We start from the raw sequence: 14,348 nt of genomic DNA, 5'->3' as shown, positions 1-14,348 counted from the left end.
AGTGTCTAGCTCCGGCGGGGAGGGCCTAGCGCGATAAGCAATCTACCTCCAGTCTGCTGCGCAGACTTACAGTAGCTTGCTTATGCGTACGGCCCTGACACCCCGCCTGCGCTTTTCTAGTGTCTAGCTCCGGGGGCTAAAGGCTAGCGCGATAAGCAATCGAACTACAGTGGCTAAAGCCACTTCCATTCGCTTGCTTATCCGTACGCCTTTGACCAAGCCCCCTGTGCTTTTCTTATTGATAAGGTAGCTGATTCGTATATCCGCTAAATTGTTGGTAGGTTTGTTGCATTTTTTGTTGGTCTGCTGCTTCGATGCTGTACCAGCCGTTTTTGAACATTAGGTTGTATAGGTTGCGTTGGCAGTCTTGGGATTCGTTGAAGATTGTGGATACGTCTTGGTAAAGGTGATCACAGCTTGCTTCGTTCATAGCTGTGCAATACGCATCGGTCATGTATTTTTCAGTGGCTAACATATCATTTATAAAGTCACGTTCATTCATTTGTGCATTTTTAGGTACAGTCGTTTCGGGGTTTTGTACTTTTTGGCTTTGTTGTTGATTCATAATCGTCAGGTCCTCCTTTCTAGTTTAAAGGTTGATTATTGCTTTGGTTTGGGGCTGGGTTTTCGTTTAAATGTTGTAGCATTTTTTCATAGTGACGTTGGTGCATTTGTCCTGCTTGTTCTAGTGCTGCTTTTAGTTCTGGGTTTTGGCAGAATCCTGCATAAAAGTGAGCCTTCTTTGAAGCCATTAAGTTCCAAGATAGCATGTCTGAAATATACAGCTGATCCTTGGTGCTCACCATTGTTGGTGGTTGAGGCATAATGTTTGCTTGGTTTTGAGCATTGGTTTGGTTCTGTTGCATAAGAGGTACCTCCTTACATAAGACATATTTTTCAAGCTTAGATTCCCACAGTTTTGGAGTCTTATCCATCAAATCTGGACTCAATCTATGCCGATATGTCGGAATTGGGCGAAAATTCTACACCTTTAGAAGGCTGAATGGTAAAATGGAAATAGGCATAATGGATAATGGCTTCATAAAGGTTGAGTAGGCAGGAGGTCATCAAATGGAACAAATCATGCGTAATTTCTTTTTATTCCTTTCTAAAAACAAAGCATTTACGAAAATGGCTAGAAAATACGGGCTCAGATTCGGTGCTGGTCGCTTTGTAGCTGGTGAGACAATGAGTAATACAGCGAAAGTAATTCAAGAATTAAACGCTAAAGGTATGGATGTTACGATCGATCACCTTGGTGAATTTGTTGATAATGAAGCGGAAGCCAAACAAAGAACTGAAGAGTGTATAGAAGCGATTAGAGTCATATCAGAGCAAAATCTACAATCTCAGTTGTCCTTGAAATTGACTTCAATGGGGTTAGATGTCTCAGAAGATTTAGTTCTTGAAAATATGCGCCAGATTTTAGATGCTGGAAAGACGTATGACGTATTTGTCACGATTGATATGGAGGATTATGAGCGATGCGGGAAAACACTTGAAATTTTTAAGCAACTTAAATCTGAGTATGATGGGATAGGTACAGTACTGCAAGCTTATTTGTATAGAACCGTGGAAGATATAGAAGAATTGAATGCATATAACCCGAACTTGCGATTGGTTAAGGGAGCTTATAAAGAATCCCCTAAAGTTGCTTTCCCTGCTAAACAAGACGTAGATCAAAACTTTAAAAAGATTATTAAAATGCATCTGTTAAACGGGAATTACACAGCAGTTGCTACACACGATGATCAAATGATTGAATACACAAAACAGATCGAAAAAGAATATACTATTCCAAAAGAACAATTTGAATTCCAAATGCTATATGGAATTCGTACAGAGCGCCAAGAAGAGCTGGTGGCCGAAGGTTATCGTATGAGGGTCTATGTTCCTTATGGAGATGATTGGTACGGATACTTTATGAGACGGTTAGCTGAACGACCGGCTAACGTAGCTTTCGTTGTAAAGGGTGTTGTGGGGAAATAAAAGGAAAGTGGGCCGGTATATGTAGAGCCGGCCCAAACCTTTGTAAAAAGATAGAAATAAGTCGTTAAAAAGGATTGCGAAATGTCTGAAAATAATTTATAGTAAAAGTAGAATTAGATCGAATGAAGATCTACTTATTTTTTCGCCGTAAAATGAATGAGTATTCATTCAAATGATAGGGGGAGCTGAAATGAATCGAACAATCAGGCGTGCAGCTGTATTAGGCTCAGGTGTAATGGGGGCTGGAATTGCTGCTCACTTGGCAAACGTAGGAATTCAAACACTAATGCTCGATATTGTACCTCGCGAAGTAACAGCTAAAGAGGCGAGTGCAGGGCTTACATTAGAAGATCGTCAAGTAAGAAACCGAATAAGCCAATCTGGTAAACAAGGTCTTTTAAAGCAAAAGCCGTCTCCTTTAACGAGTAAAAACAATTTAGATCTTATAGAGGTAGGCAACCTTGAAGATGATCTAGAGCGTTTAGGAGAAATGGACTGGATTATTGAAGTTGTGGTTGAGAATTTAGAGGTTAAGCAAAAAGTCTTTACTTCTGTAGACCAATATCGTAAACAAGGATCAATTGTAAGTTCGAATACATCCGGAATCTCAGTTGAGGCTATGGCAGATGGACGATCAGATGACTTTAAAAAGCATTTCCTTGGTACACACTTCTTTAATCCTCCTCGTTACTTAAAATTACTCGAGGTTATTCCAACAAAGGATACGGACTCTAAGGTTCTTCAATTTATGAAAACGTTTGGAGAAGACGTCTTAGGTAAAGGGGTCGTAGAAGCTAAGGACACCCCGAATTTTATCGCAAACAGAATCGGAACATATGGTTTGCTCGTTACGGTAAGAGAGATGATAAATGGTGGATACAGTGTGGGTGAAGTTGATTCTGTAACAGGTCCTATGATTGGTCGGCCTAAGAGCGCTACATTCCGGACTCTTGATGTGGTAGGACTCGACACCTTTTTACATGTAGCTAAAAATGTGTACGATCAAGTAGAAGGAAAAGAAAAAGATGTCTTTGACCCTCCCGCATTTATGAAGACGATGCAAGAAAAAGGGTGGATTGGTGCTAAAGCTGGCCAAGGATTTTTCGTGAAGAAAAAAGGGGAAAACGGCAGCGCGATCTATGAGTTAAACCCTGAAACTCTAGAGTATACTGACCGTAAGAAATTAAAGACAAAAGCAACAGAAATGGTGAAGCAAGAAAAAGGACCGAAAAGGAAACTTAAAGCACTTGTTTCATCTAAAGGAGACCGCGCTGGTGATCTCGTTTGGAATGTAGTCAAACCTGTTCTGATATATTCTGCTCAATTAGCTGGTGAAATTGCTGATGATATCCCTTCTATTGATGATGCCATGAAATGGGGATTTGGCTGGGAACTAGGGCCATTTGAGATGTGGGATGCAATCGGCGTTGAAAAATCAGTAGCTCGTATGAAAGAAGAAGGTGAAGAGGTTCCGCAATGGGTAGAGGACATGCTAGCTAAGGGAGTCTCATCGTTTTATAAACAGGAAAATGGAAACGTTTACTTCTATCATAATGGAGACTACAAACAACAATCGTTTAATGATAAAGAAATTCATCTAAAACGACATAAAGAAGTTCATGGAGTTATTAAAAGCAATAAGGGCGCAAGTCTTATTGATATAGGGGATGACGTTGCGCTTCTTGAGTTCCACTCCCAGAGTAATGCAATCGGCTTAGATATTATTCAGATGATCAACTACGCTGTTGAAGAAGTTGATCAAAATTACAAAGGGCTTGTTATTGGAAACCAAGCGAAGAATTTCTGTGTAGGTGCAAACCTCGGAATGATTTTAATGGAGGCGCAAGATTATAACTTTATTGAAATCGAAATGGTTGTGCGTCAATTCCAACAAGCCATGATGAATATTAAGTATTCCAATAAACCAGTAGTAGCTGCACCATTTGGTATGACACTTGGTGGGGGAACAGAGGTTACGCTACCAGCAAGTGCAGTTCAAGCTTCCCAAGAAACATATATGGGTCTAGTTGAACCTGGAGTAGGACTCATTCCAGGTGGTGGTGGAAATAAAGAGCTGTACATTAAACATCTGCAAGGGATCCCAAAATCAGTAGATTTTGACTTACAAAAAGTCACTAATGATGTTTTCCAAAAGATTGCTACAGCTAAAGTCTCAACCTCCGCAGAGGAAGCTAGAGAGCTAGGTTTTCTTAACCAATTAGATGCAATCAGTGTAAACGGGGATCACTTGATTCACGATGCAAAACAAAAAGTTCTGGGTCTAGCACAAGCGGGCTATAAAGCTCCTAAGCGCGAGAAAATCCCTGTAGTAGGTGAAGCGGGCTACGCAACGATGCTCCTAGGAGCTAAGACGATGGGCTTTGGTGGATATGCTTCTGAACACGATATCAAGATTGCCCAAAAGCTTGCTTATGTGCTTGCTGGCGGAAAGGTTTCACAAGGAACTCTTGTTGATGAACAGTACTTATTGGATTTGGAAAGAGAAGCATTTTTAAGTTTAGTTGGCGAGCCGAAATCTCAGCAACGGATGCAACACATGTTAGTAAAAGGAAAGCCACTACGCAACTAAACAGATAGGGGGAAGTATTGTGAAGGAAGCTGTAATCGTTACAGGTGCCAGGACACCTGTTGGAAAAGCCAATAAAGGAACGCTTCGGAATACGCGCCCAGATGACCTGGCCGCTCTAACAATTCAAGAGACGCTTAAGCGTGCAGAAGGATACGACGGCAATATCGATGACGTTATTATAGGGTGTGCTATCCCAGAGGCTGAACAAGGTACGAACATGGCACGTAACATAGCAGGTTTAGCAGGACTGTCTAATGATGTGCCTGGTATAACGATTAATCGTTATTGCTCAAGTGGTCTTCAAGCAATTGCCTATGCTTCAGAGCGAATCATGCTTGGTTATAGTGATACGATCATCGCTGGCGGGGCAGAATCTATGAGTCTAGTACCTGTCCCGGGGCATGTTGTAAAGCCTAATGTGAAACTTGTCGAAAATGCACCTGAATATTATATGGGCATGGGGTATACGGCAGAAGAGGTTGCAAAGCGCTTCGGTATATCAAGAGAGGAACAAGATGCATTCGCCGTTAGAAGTCATGAACGAGCGGCTCGCGCCATTCAAGAAGGAAAGTTTGAAAATGAAATTGTCCCTGTTGACGTTTTGCAACGATTCGTAGGCGCTGATAACAAGCAGCACGAGAAGCAAGTAACTTTTAGTGTTGATGAAGGTGTCCGTAGCGGTACGAGTATGGATGCTCTTGCTAAGTTACGACCTGCCTTTTCAATAGGAGGCTCTGTAACAGCTGGAAACTCTTCTCAAATGAGTGACGGAGCGGCTTCTGTACTGGTTATGGACCGAGAAAAGGCAGAAGCACAAGGATTGAAGCCTCTTGTCAAATTCCATTCATTTGCTGTTGCTGGTGTAGAGCCTGAGATTATGGGTGTAGGGCCTGTGAAAGCGATCCCGAAAGCTCTTAAGCTTGCTGGATTAAGTCAGTCAGACATTGGATTGTTTGAGTTAAATGAGGCATTCGCTTCTCAATCTATTCAAGTCATTCGTGAACTTGGTCTTGATGAAGAGAAGGTAAACGTTAATGGTGGTGCTATTGCATTAGGGCACCCTCTAGGGTGTTCTGGCACTAAGTTAACACTTAGTTTGATTCACGAAATGAAGCGTCGAAATGAACAATTTGGTGTTGTCACAATGTGTATCGGTGGCGGAATGGGTGCTGCCGGAGTCTTTGAACTTATTTAAAGGGGGAAACCAAGATGAGTGAAACGAAGGAAAGAGTATTTAAAGGTGGAAGCTTTTTAGTTGAAGATTTACAGGCAGACGATATTATTACGCCGGAAGATTTTACAGATGAGCATAAAATGATTGCTAAGACAGCTGAAGATTTTGTTTTGGGAGAAGTTGTTCCTAAAATCGAGAACCTAGAAAACCATGAATTTGAGCATTCTGTAAACTTACTCAAGAAAGCCGGAGAACTGGGTTTACTAGGTGTGGACGTACCTGAAGAATATGGGGGGCTTAACTTAGATAAAATTAGCTCTTCCTTAATCACAGAGAAATTTTCTAGAGCTGGTGGTTTTTCAGTCACACACGGCGCCCATGTAGGGATCGGTTCTTTGCCAATTGTTTTCTTTGGTAATGAAGAACAAAAACAAAAGTATCTGCCTCTACTAGCAACAGGTGAAAAAATCGCAGCGTACGCACTAACCGAACCAGGCTCAGGGTCTGATGCGTTAGGTGCTAAAACAACGGCTAAGCTTAATGATGCAGGTACGCACTATGTATTAAACGGAGAGAAGCAGTGGATTACAAACTCTGCATTCGCGGATGTATTTGTTGTATACGCTAAGATTGATGGAGATAAATTCACAGCCTTTATTGTTGAGAGAGATTATAAAGGAGTTTCAACAGGGCCTGAAGAGAAAAAGATGGGCATTAAGAGCTCAAGCACCCGTACTCTGGTCTTAGAAGATGCGGAAGTACCTGTAGAAAATGTCTTAGGGGAAATCGGTCGTGGGCATGTGATCGCATTTAATATCTTAAATGTTGGACGCTACAAGTTGGCGATCGGTGGCGTAGGTAGCTCCAAACGTGCTCTTGAACTAGCTGTTAAATATGCGAACGAAAGAAAGCAGTTTAAAACACCGATCTCTAGCTTCCCGTTAACACAAGAAAAGCTTGGAACAATGGCAGCTAATACGTATGCCAACGAAAGTGCTGTTTATCGTACAGTGGGCTTATTCGAACAAAGAATGGGTAAACTGAGCGACGAACAACTAAAAGACGGCAAGGCAATAGCAGAAGCGATTGCTGAGTACGCGATTGAGTGTTCATTGACGAAGGTATTTGGCACAGAGCTACTGGATTACGTTACGGATGAAGCGGTGCAAATCCATGGCGGGTACGGATTTATGGCTGAATATGAAGTTGAAAGAATGTATCGGGACTCTCGTATTAACCGTATTTTCGAAGGTACAAATGAGATCAACCGTATGATTGTACCAGGTACCCTTTTAAAGAAAGCAATGAAAGGTGAACTACCTCTTCTTCAGAAAGCTCAAACTCTTCAGGAAGAGCTTATGATGATGATGCCAGAAGAGCCAGGAACAGAAACGTTAGAGCAAGAGAAATACTTGTTAAAGAACGCTAAGAAAATCGGTCTCTTAGCAGCAGGATTGGCTGCTCAGAAATTTGGCGAAAAGCTTGAGAAAGAACAAGAAATACTAGTTAATATTGCAGACATCGTAGGTGAGATCTACAATATGGAATCTGCTATCCTTCGAACAGAGAAAGCGATCCAATCAAGCGGTAAAGAGAAGAATATGCATAAGGTAGCAATGACCCAAGTGTACACGCAAGAATCATTTAATCGCATTGAAGCTCATGCTAAAGAAACATTAATTGCAAGTGAAGAAGGCGATTCTTTACGAATGATGCTATCAGCACTTCGCAAACTCACACGTCATACTCCAACAAACGTTATTAAGAAGAAGCGTGAAGTTGCAGCAAAAGTTATTCAAGAAGAGAAATACGTTCTTTAATTTATAAATCATTAAAACCCTCTCCTATATACGAACTTAGGGGAGGGTTTTGTTATGGGATATGCTTAACAATCACATCATATTTGTGTGTCTAATAATTAGGAAGCTGCAGTAAAATATGATAAAATAAGGGCACATATTACAGAAAAGGAGGTCCTTCTATGGCGTTAACGGTTTACTGGTACCCACAATGTGGTACGTGTAAAAAAGCAAAGAAATGGTTGGATGATCAAGACATCTCTTACGAAACAGTACATATTGTTGAACATCCGCCATCTGAAGAGCAATTGAAAACGTTAATCGAACAGAGTGGTTTACTACCAAAGAAGTTTTTCAATACGAGTGGCAAGAAATATCGTGAACTCGGCATGAAGGACAAGCTTCAAGACGCGAGTGAAGCTGAGATGAGATCTTGGTTAGCTTCTGATGGTATGTTAATTAAGCGTCCAATTGTAACAGATGGAAATCAAGTAACAGTTGGGTTTAAAGAGGAAACGTTTGAAAATACTTGGAAGTAGATCACTGATAATCAAAACATTTGGCTCTTTGAGCCGTGTTTAATACATTAAGAATGTAAAAGTATAAATGGAGGGTTATGAATGAGCGTACCAAAAGAATTGTATTATTCAGAAGAACACGAATGGGTGAAAGTAGAAGGAGACAAAGTACGGATCGGTATTACGGATCACGCACAATCAGAGCTAGGCGATATCGTATTCGTAGAACTACCTGAAGTAGGAGATACAATTGAAACAGATGAGCCTTTTGGTAGCGTTGAATCTGTTAAGACCGTTTCTGAACTTTACGCACCGATCTCTGGTAAAGTTGTTGGAATCAACGATGAGCTTGATGACAGCCCAGAATTTGTTAACGAAGCTCCATATGAAAAAGCATGGATGATCATTGTAGAACCATCTGATCAATCTGAAATTGAGAAATTGATGACTGCTGACAAATATCAAGAAATGATCGCTGAAGACTAATATTGGTATCATACTCTGGTCTATCCTAGGACACCTTATGTGTAAGGGGTGAACTAAGATGGAGAAAAAACAGTCTTCCTCAGCGAGAAGCCGTTCTGCATCAAGAACGGGTATGAAGGTTACAAACACCACTAAGCAAGTACAACAGAATCAGTCTTGGAGAGGGACAAGTGATCCTTCACGAGTTGATAAGTATGTAGATTGCGATGATGAAAATGGTTGGTGTTAAGGGTGATGGCAGTGGGGTTCCACTGCCATTTCTTTATACAAATTTATCCCCCTTTTCAAATAGAAAAAGTATTTTATATCAGATTGTGGCCTATTTATTATTAATTTTATTATAAAGTGAGAATTCTCGGACCGAATCACATATAGTAATAAGAAACACTTACGTTGGAAAAAAGACAGGTGGTTGCGATGAACGAAATCAGTGCACTTGAAAAAGTGATTATCGTAGAGGGGAAAACTGATAAACAACAAATCCAAAAAGTGATTAACGAGGATGTTGAGATCATATGCACAAATGGGACGCTAGGCGTAGAACGGCTGGAACAGCTCATTCTTGATTATGATCTGGATCATAAAGATGTATTTATATTAGTGGATGAAGATCATTCAGGCCATAAGTTACGGAAGCAACTATCATTCGAACTTCCCCACGCTGAGCATATTTATATAGATCGTTCGTTTAGAGAAGTGGCTGCGACGCCTGAGCCTGAGTTAGCCCAAGCTTTGGTGAGCAGAAGCATATCGGTTGATCCGATCTTCTTAACATAGTTAGGTGGTATTCTTTGCAAACTTTAACCAACAGGCCTTTAGAGCAGCTAAATAAGAGTGAAAACCATGTTGATTTTCTTTTTATTCATAGTCCTTTTTGTGGGACGTGTCATTTGGCTAGAAGGATGCTTGAGACATTAGAAGAGGCAGTAAAAGGAACTGAGTTTAGAGAGTTGAATGCAGCAATTCACCCTGATTTTATGAACCAATATGAAATAGAGAGTGTTCCATGTCTTTTAATCGTCCAAAAAGGTATGATTCTTGAAAAGATTTATGCATTTCAATCAGTACCTTATCTCTATGAAAAAGTGAATCAATATCAATAAATAAAGGCTGTCCTATAGTAGGACAGCCTTTATTTCTGCATGAGAATGATGACGAATGAAGATTTCCCGAGAAATAATTTAGTGAATCATGTCATTCAATGTAGAGAAAAGATCGAACTTTGACTGGTCAAGCAAGGACTACACAAAAAAGAGCCCTTGTTCAAGCTATTGCTATTTATATTAACGTACCAATTGTTTTCATAATTTCCATTACATCAGCTTCGTCTCCGAATGTGGCTTCAATCTGGCCCTGTTTGTTGATGACCACTGTTGTTGGTAATCTTGTAGCTCCGTAAAGGTCAAATACCTCAGTACCTCGATCTACTAGGGTAGGTTGAGATAGGAATTTGTGGGCAAATGCCACGCCTTCTTCTGTGTTTCCTTCTCTTCCGGCTACGTTGATCGTTAACATTTTGAGGTCTTCACGATTTAAGGATTGAAAGAATTGCTCTTTCTTCGGAAGATCTCTTGAACAGTCGGGACACCAAGAAGCCCAAAAGGTTAGTACGATGATTTTTCCAAGGTCTTGTTCCAAATCATAATGGGTGCCATCTATTGCAGGGAGCTTAAAGTGAGGTGCTTGCATGTCCGTTGCCTCCTTAATTAATTTGAATTGACTACTTTAATATCACCATGCTAACATATAATTTAACTTAAAATCGATTTCAGATCTTATCTGGAGAGGTGGAGGGACTGGCCCTTTGAAACCCAGCAACCATCCTTTATAGGAACGGTGCTAATTCCTGCAAGGCGTGAGCCTTGAATGATAAGAGAGCGTGCGTACAAACGTTTCCCTCTCTTTGGGAAACGTTTTTTTATTGACGAAGAGCTCCTTAATAGTAATTTGCTTATAGAATCTTTTAGATGAAAGAATTGAGTGAAAGTTTTATATTGACTGAATGTTGAAGCGCGTGCTAGAATTCTTTCTAGACTTAAAAGAGTTAAAGCGTTAATTGAATAAAGGATTTTACTCTTATCACGAGAGGTGGAGGGACTGGCCCTTTGAAGCCCGGCAACCATCAAACTATGTTTGAAAGGTGCCAAATCCTGCTAAGCATGGCTTAGACAGATGAGAGGACGAATCGGTTTATATAAACCTTTCTGTCCTCTTGTGGGATAGTAAGGTTTTTTTGTTTAGGGAGCTTATAGAAAAGTTCCTGAAACTTTTTTGTATTTGAAAAGGAGGAACAACCGTGATTTCAATCAAGAATCTACAGAAAATATTCCAATCTGGGACCACACAAGTTCAAGCGGTTGATGATGTTAATTTGAACATTGAAAAAGGAGAAATCTATGGAGTGATCGGGTATAGCGGTGCTGGTAAAAGTACATTTATTCGACTGCTTAACCGATTAGAGGATCCTACTAGCGGTGAAATCGTCATAGATGGTGAAGATATAGCAAGTTTAAAAGCAGGGAGTCTCCGCAAGGCTAGACAAGAGATTGGGATGGTATTTCAGCATTTTAACCTCCTTTGGTCTCGTACAGTACGAGAAAACATTGCGTTTCCTTTAGAAATTGCAGGAACTCCAAAAAAGGAAAGACAAGAACGAGTTGATGAACTGATTAAGTTAGTCGGGCTAGCTGGCAGGGAAGATGCATATCCATCCCAACTAAGTGGTGGACAAAAGCAACGGGTAGGTATAGCAAGAGCCCTTGCTAACAGACCAAAAGTTCTGCTGTGTGATGAAGCAACGTCTGCCCTCGACCCTGAAACAACCGATCAGATTTTAGACTTGTTAGTTGATATTAATGAAAAGTTAGATTTAACGATCATCTTAATCACTCATGAAATGCACGTTATTCGTAAAATCTCTCATCGGGTAGCGGTGATGGAAGAAGGTAAAGTTGTAGAAGAAGGCGATGTATTAGATGTCTTTCTTCATCCGAAAGAGAAAGTAACGAAACGATTTGTAGAACAAATCATGGGAGACCAAGACCAAGATGAAGCAGTGGAGACCATCATAGCTCAGTATCAAACTGGACAAGTTGTTCGTTTACACTTTGTTGGTGAGAAAACAAACCAAGCTTTAATTAGTGAGGTATCGAGAGAATTTCCTTCTGTTAGCTTTAACATTTTACAAGGGAAGATTACTCAAACCAGTAAAGGAGCTTATGGAACGCTCTATGTTCATATGGATGGGGCAGAAGAAGATATCAATAAGGCAATCCAATATATTTCCGAAACGTCCGTGCAAGTAGAGGTGAATCATCATGTTTCATAAGTTGTTTCCAAACGCAAATGTAGAGGACCTGGTAACGGCTACGGAAGAAACGTTGTACATGACGGCTCTTTCTGTAATCGGAACATTCATTTTAGGATTGTTGCTAGGTTTATTACTTTATTTAACATCAAAGCAAAATATATGGGCTAACAAACCATTGAATTTTATAGTGGCAACGATAGTGAACGTGTTCAGGGCCATTCCGTTTATTATTTTAATTTTACTCTTATTCCCGTTCACAGAATTTCTGATTGGGACAATAAGGGGACCTAATGCGGCACTTCCTGCTTTAATTATTGGAGCGGCACCATTTTATGGTCGTCTCGTTGAAATTGCTCTTAAAGAAGTAGATAAAGGTGTAATAGAAGCGGCTAAGTCTATGGGAGCTAAGACCTCTACCATTATCTTTAAAGTCTTACTTCCAGAATCGATGCCAGCTTTAGTTTCAGGTATTACGGTTACTTCTATTAACTTAATTAGCTACTCAGCTATGGCAGGTGTCATAGGAGCCGGGGGTCTTGGTGATCTGGCCTATCTTAAAGGGTTCCAACGCTGGGACTTTGATGTCGTATTCTTAGCCACAATTTTAATCGTCATTATTGTTTTCATATTCCAATTCGTTGGAGACTTTATATCAAACAAATTAGACAAACGATAAAAGGGGAGTTACACGATGAAAAAATTCTTAAAACTTTTTCTTAGTGCATTATTCATATTCGCGCTAGCAGCATGTGGCTCAGCAGAGGATGAATCAAGCAGCAATGGATCTGAAACAGAGAATAAGAGCGGGGAAAGCAATTCTGAGGAAAAACTAGAGGAAGTGGTTATTGGTGCATCTAGTACTCCTCACGCCGAGATCTTGGAGGAAGCAAAACCGATTCTGAAGGATAAAGGAATTGACCTTAAGATTGAAACTTATCAAGAATACATTCTTCCTAATAAAGATTTAGCTAGTGGCGCTATTGATGCTAACTACTTTCAACACACACCATATTTAAACGAGCAAAAGGAAGAGTTTGAATATGATTTCACAAGCCTTGGACCAGTTCATAACGAACCGATGGGTGTTTATTCTAAAAATATTACAAACGTAGATGAGATTCCAGAAGGCACAGAAGTTATCATGCGTCGTTCTGAATCTGAACATGGACGCATTCTTTCCTTATTTGAAACACAAGGTCTTATCACGATACAAGAAGGCGTTGAAAAGAAATCAGCAACAATCGACGATATTGCTGAAAACCCTAAAAACCTAAAGTTCAGTCCGGATGTAGACGCAGGACTTCTTCCACAAAACTATGAGCGTGAAGAGGATGCTCTAGTGGCTATTAACACGAACTATGCAATTGAAGCAGGTTTAAATCCTACCGAAGATTCCCTATTTATTGAAGGGGATGACTCTCCGTACGCTAACCTTCTTGTTAGCAAAACGGAAAACAAAGATAGTGAAGCACTACAAACCGTTTTAGAAGTTCTTCAATCTGAAGAAATCCGTTCCTTTATTGAGGAAGAATACAAAGGTGCTATCGTACCTGTGAAATAATTATGATCATCCTACCCCTCCTTGGATAGAATGTAAACTCATCGCTCATAATAGTGGTAGTTACTTTTATCCTGGGAGGGATTTTTTATGGATCAACAGCATCAACCACAAAACTCAACGGAAAAAGCTTTATTCACGTACAAGCATGGTATGGGATTATTTCAAAAAGAGATGCCAGACTTAGCTCATCACTTTAGTGAGTTTTCAGAGGCTTGTTTTAAAGAAGGACAAATCTCAAAAAAAGATAAGCAGCTTATGGCTTTAGCTATTGCTGTCGTTGCTCAAGATGAGTATTGTATGATTTACCATTCAAAGGGATGTCTGGACAATGGAGCTACAAAAGAAGAGATGATGGAAGCGTGTGGCGTGGCAGCGGCCTTTGGTGGAGGAGCAGCCCTGAGTCAAGCAGTAACCCTTGTTAATGAGAGTATTCAAGAACTACACTAACATCTATTTAAATATTGAATAAATTTAAGCAAACAGAAGGAAATTCGATGTATTATAGGGTATGGAAAGGTATCACATTCACCTTCTAATAATTGTTATTCCATCATCTAAATTGAGTTTATATGCCCTTTGTTCTGGGAATAAGCTTTATGCTAAAGTAATATGGAAAACAATTGAAGGGATGGATTCACTATTAGTGACCAACTGAACTTAAACTACACAAGTGAGATGGAAAAGGCGATGCATCAGTCTCACGGAATGGGCTATCAGGAGTATAGTCGCCGAATTGACCAACGTTTGAAAGTGGAACAACGTAGGGAAGCAGAGTACCAAGCAAGTCGGCAAATTGTAGCAGAAGTTGATCGGCAAATCCATCGATAAAAATTGTTTATAATGCGTTACTTAATAAATTGAAGCAGGCGGAGCTTTCGCCTGCTTATTTTTTTGTTCAATCTTCTAGGTGCAGGTGGTTTT

17 protein-coding genes and 2 riboswitches are annotated in these 14,348 nt (G+C 40.2%); of the genes, 14 read left to right on the top strand and 3 right to left on the bottom strand.

Annotation, left to right across the window (positions count from 1 at the left end; genetic code table 11):
• Positions 1–235 precede the first annotated feature (235 nt).
• Positions 236–565 (bottom strand): spore coat protein, encoded by a 330-nt coding sequence (locus tag ACYX4O_RS16725; RefSeq protein WP_476352402.1) that lies wholly within the window; start codon positions 563–565, stop codon positions 236–238.
• 19 nt (positions 566–584) lie between these two features.
• Positions 585–866: a hypothetical protein gene (locus ACYX4O_RS16720; protein ID WP_476352401.1), complete on the bottom strand. Its 282-nt coding sequence runs from the start codon at positions 864–866 to the stop codon at positions 585–587.
• A gap of 205 nt (positions 867–1,071) precedes the next feature.
• On the opposite strand from ACYX4O_RS16720, the gene ACYX4O_RS16715 reads away from it, so the two are divergent.
• From ACYX4O_RS16715 to ACYX4O_RS16675, 9 genes are all read left to right on the top strand, one after another.
• Positions 1,072–1,989, top strand: a complete 918-nt coding sequence (locus tag ACYX4O_RS16715; protein ID WP_476352399.1) for a proline dehydrogenase family protein — start codon at positions 1,072–1,074, stop codon at positions 1,987–1,989.
• A 190-nt stretch (positions 1,990–2,179) separates the two neighbouring features.
• Complete coding sequence (locus ACYX4O_RS16710; RefSeq protein WP_476352397.1) at positions 2,180–4,579, top strand: 3-hydroxyacyl-CoA dehydrogenase/enoyl-CoA hydratase family protein; 2,400 nt, start codon at positions 2,180–2,182, stop codon at positions 4,577–4,579.
• 19 nt (positions 4,580–4,598) lie between these two features.
• Positions 4,599–5,774 (top strand): acetyl-CoA C-acetyltransferase, encoded by a 1,176-nt coding sequence (locus tag ACYX4O_RS16705; RefSeq protein ID WP_476352395.1) that lies wholly within the window; start codon positions 4,599–4,601, stop codon positions 5,772–5,774.
• Between the two features lie 14 nt (positions 5,775–5,788).
• Complete coding sequence (locus ACYX4O_RS16700; RefSeq protein ID WP_476352393.1) at positions 5,789–7,573, top strand: acyl-CoA dehydrogenase family protein; 1,785 nt, start codon at positions 5,789–5,791, stop codon at positions 7,571–7,573.
• A 161-nt stretch (positions 7,574–7,734) separates the two neighbouring features.
• On the top strand, positions 7,735–8,091 hold the full coding sequence (locus ACYX4O_RS16695; protein ID WP_476352391.1) for an arsenate reductase family protein: 357 nt from the start codon (positions 7,735–7,737) through the stop codon (positions 8,089–8,091).
• 81 nt (positions 8,092–8,172) lie between these two features.
• The gene (gcvH, locus tag ACYX4O_RS16690) at positions 8,173–8,556 is read left to right on the top strand and encodes a glycine cleavage system protein GcvH (RefSeq protein WP_207528175.1); all 384 of its coding nucleotides are present in this window, start codon (positions 8,173–8,175) and stop codon (positions 8,554–8,556) included.
• 58 nt (positions 8,557–8,614) lie between these two features.
• A complete protein-coding gene (locus ACYX4O_RS16685) occupies positions 8,615–8,785 on the top strand; it encodes a hypothetical protein (protein WP_476352389.1) in 171 nt (56 codons plus the stop codon).
• 188 nt (positions 8,786–8,973) lie between these two features.
• Positions 8,974–9,333, top strand: coding sequence for a ribonuclease M5 (locus tag ACYX4O_RS16680; RefSeq protein ID WP_188652020.1), 360 nt, complete (start codon positions 8,974–8,976; stop codon positions 9,331–9,333).
• Positions 9,330–9,659, top strand: coding sequence for a thioredoxin family protein (locus ACYX4O_RS16675; protein WP_476357182.1), 330 nt, complete (start codon positions 9,330–9,332; stop codon positions 9,657–9,659). The genes ACYX4O_RS16680 and ACYX4O_RS16675 overlap by 4 nt, the downstream gene beginning before the upstream one ends.
• A 175-nt stretch (positions 9,660–9,834) precedes the next feature.
• On the opposite strand, the gene ACYX4O_RS16670 is transcribed toward ACYX4O_RS16675, so the two are convergent.
• Positions 9,835–10,245: a TlpA family protein disulfide reductase gene (locus tag ACYX4O_RS16670; protein WP_476352387.1), complete on the bottom strand. Its 411-nt coding sequence runs from the start codon at positions 10,243–10,245 to the stop codon at positions 9,835–9,837.
• An 83-nt stretch (positions 10,246–10,328) separates the two neighbouring features.
• A riboswitch (SAM riboswitch) is annotated at positions 10,329–10,432 on the top strand.
• Between the two features lie 197 nt (positions 10,433–10,629).
• Positions 10,630–10,735, top strand: a riboswitch (SAM riboswitch).
• Between the two features lie 117 nt (positions 10,736–10,852).
• Between ACYX4O_RS16670 and ACYX4O_RS16665 the strand changes: the two genes are divergently transcribed.
• The 5 genes from ACYX4O_RS16665 to ACYX4O_RS16645 all read left to right on the top strand — a co-directional run bounded on the left by ACYX4O_RS16665 (position 10,853) and on the right by ACYX4O_RS16645 (position 14,255).
• On the top strand, positions 10,853–11,884 hold the full coding sequence (locus ACYX4O_RS16665) for a methionine ABC transporter ATP-binding protein (RefSeq protein WP_476352385.1): 1,032 nt from the start codon (positions 10,853–10,855) through the stop codon (positions 11,882–11,884).
• Positions 11,874–12,542, top strand: coding sequence for a methionine ABC transporter permease (locus tag ACYX4O_RS16660; RefSeq protein ID WP_188652012.1), 669 nt, complete (start codon positions 11,874–11,876; stop codon positions 12,540–12,542). The genes ACYX4O_RS16665 and ACYX4O_RS16660 overlap by 11 nt, the downstream gene beginning before the upstream one ends.
• A 15-nt stretch (positions 12,543–12,557) precedes the next feature.
• Complete coding sequence (locus tag ACYX4O_RS16655) at positions 12,558–13,427, top strand: MetQ/NlpA family ABC transporter substrate-binding protein (RefSeq protein ID WP_476352383.1); 870 nt, start codon at positions 12,558–12,560, stop codon at positions 13,425–13,427.
• An 87-nt stretch (positions 13,428–13,514) separates the two neighbouring features.
• Positions 13,515–13,874: a carboxymuconolactone decarboxylase family protein gene (locus ACYX4O_RS16650; RefSeq protein WP_188652010.1), complete on the top strand. Its 360-nt coding sequence runs from the start codon at positions 13,515–13,517 to the stop codon at positions 13,872–13,874.
• A 240-nt stretch (positions 13,875–14,114) separates the two neighbouring features.
• Positions 14,115–14,255: a YuzK family famiily protein gene (locus ACYX4O_RS16645; protein WP_188652317.1), complete on the top strand. Its 141-nt coding sequence runs from the start codon at positions 14,115–14,117 to the stop codon at positions 14,253–14,255.
• Positions 14,256–14,348 lie beyond the last annotated feature (93 nt).

It is taken from the genome of Pontibacillus sp. ABV4_188, from assembly GCF_056311905.1.
This window is presented reverse-complemented; position numbering and strand designations above follow the sequence as displayed.

Excerpts from the sequence above, each read along its gene's own strand:
- ACYX4O_RS16725 (WP_476352402.1), bottom strand. The coding sequence starts at position 565 with ATGAATCAACAACAAAGCCAAAAAGTACAAAACCCCGAAACGACTGTA.
- ACYX4O_RS16720 (WP_476352401.1), bottom strand. The coding sequence starts at position 866 with ATGCAACAGAACCAAACCAATGCTCAAAACCAAGCAAACATTATGCCT.
- ACYX4O_RS16715 (WP_476352399.1), top strand. The coding sequence starts at position 1,072 with ATGGAACAAATCATGCGTAATTTCTTTTTATTCCTTTCTAAAAACAAA.
- ACYX4O_RS16710 (WP_476352397.1), top strand. The coding sequence starts at position 2,180 with ATGAATCGAACAATCAGGCGTGCAGCTGTATTAGGCTCAGGTGTAATG.
- ACYX4O_RS16700 (WP_476352393.1), top strand. The coding sequence starts at position 5,789 with ATGAGTGAAACGAAGGAAAGAGTATTTAAAGGTGGAAGCTTTTTAGTT.
- ACYX4O_RS16695 (WP_476352391.1), top strand. The coding sequence starts at position 7,735 with ATGGCGTTAACGGTTTACTGGTACCCACAATGTGGTACGTGTAAAAAA.
- gcvH (WP_207528175.1), top strand. The coding sequence starts at position 8,173 with ATGAGCGTACCAAAAGAATTGTATTATTCAGAAGAACACGAATGGGTG.
- ACYX4O_RS16685 (WP_476352389.1), top strand. The coding sequence starts at position 8,615 with ATGGAGAAAAAACAGTCTTCCTCAGCGAGAAGCCGTTCTGCATCAAGA.
- ACYX4O_RS16680 (WP_188652020.1), top strand. The coding sequence starts at position 8,974 with ATGAACGAAATCAGTGCACTTGAAAAAGTGATTATCGTAGAGGGGAAA.
- ACYX4O_RS16670 (WP_476352387.1), bottom strand. The coding sequence starts at position 10,245 with ATGCAAGCACCTCACTTTAAGCTCCCTGCAATAGATGGCACCCATTAT.
- ACYX4O_RS16660 (WP_188652012.1), top strand. The coding sequence starts at position 11,874 with ATGTTTCATAAGTTGTTTCCAAACGCAAATGTAGAGGACCTGGTAACG.
- ACYX4O_RS16655 (WP_476352383.1), top strand. The coding sequence starts at position 12,558 with ATGAAAAAATTCTTAAAACTTTTTCTTAGTGCATTATTCATATTCGCG.
- ACYX4O_RS16650 (WP_188652010.1), top strand. The coding sequence starts at position 13,515 with ATGGATCAACAGCATCAACCACAAAACTCAACGGAAAAAGCTTTATTC.
- ACYX4O_RS16645 (WP_188652317.1), top strand. The coding sequence starts at position 14,115 with ATGCATCAGTCTCACGGAATGGGCTATCAGGAGTATAGTCGCCGAATT.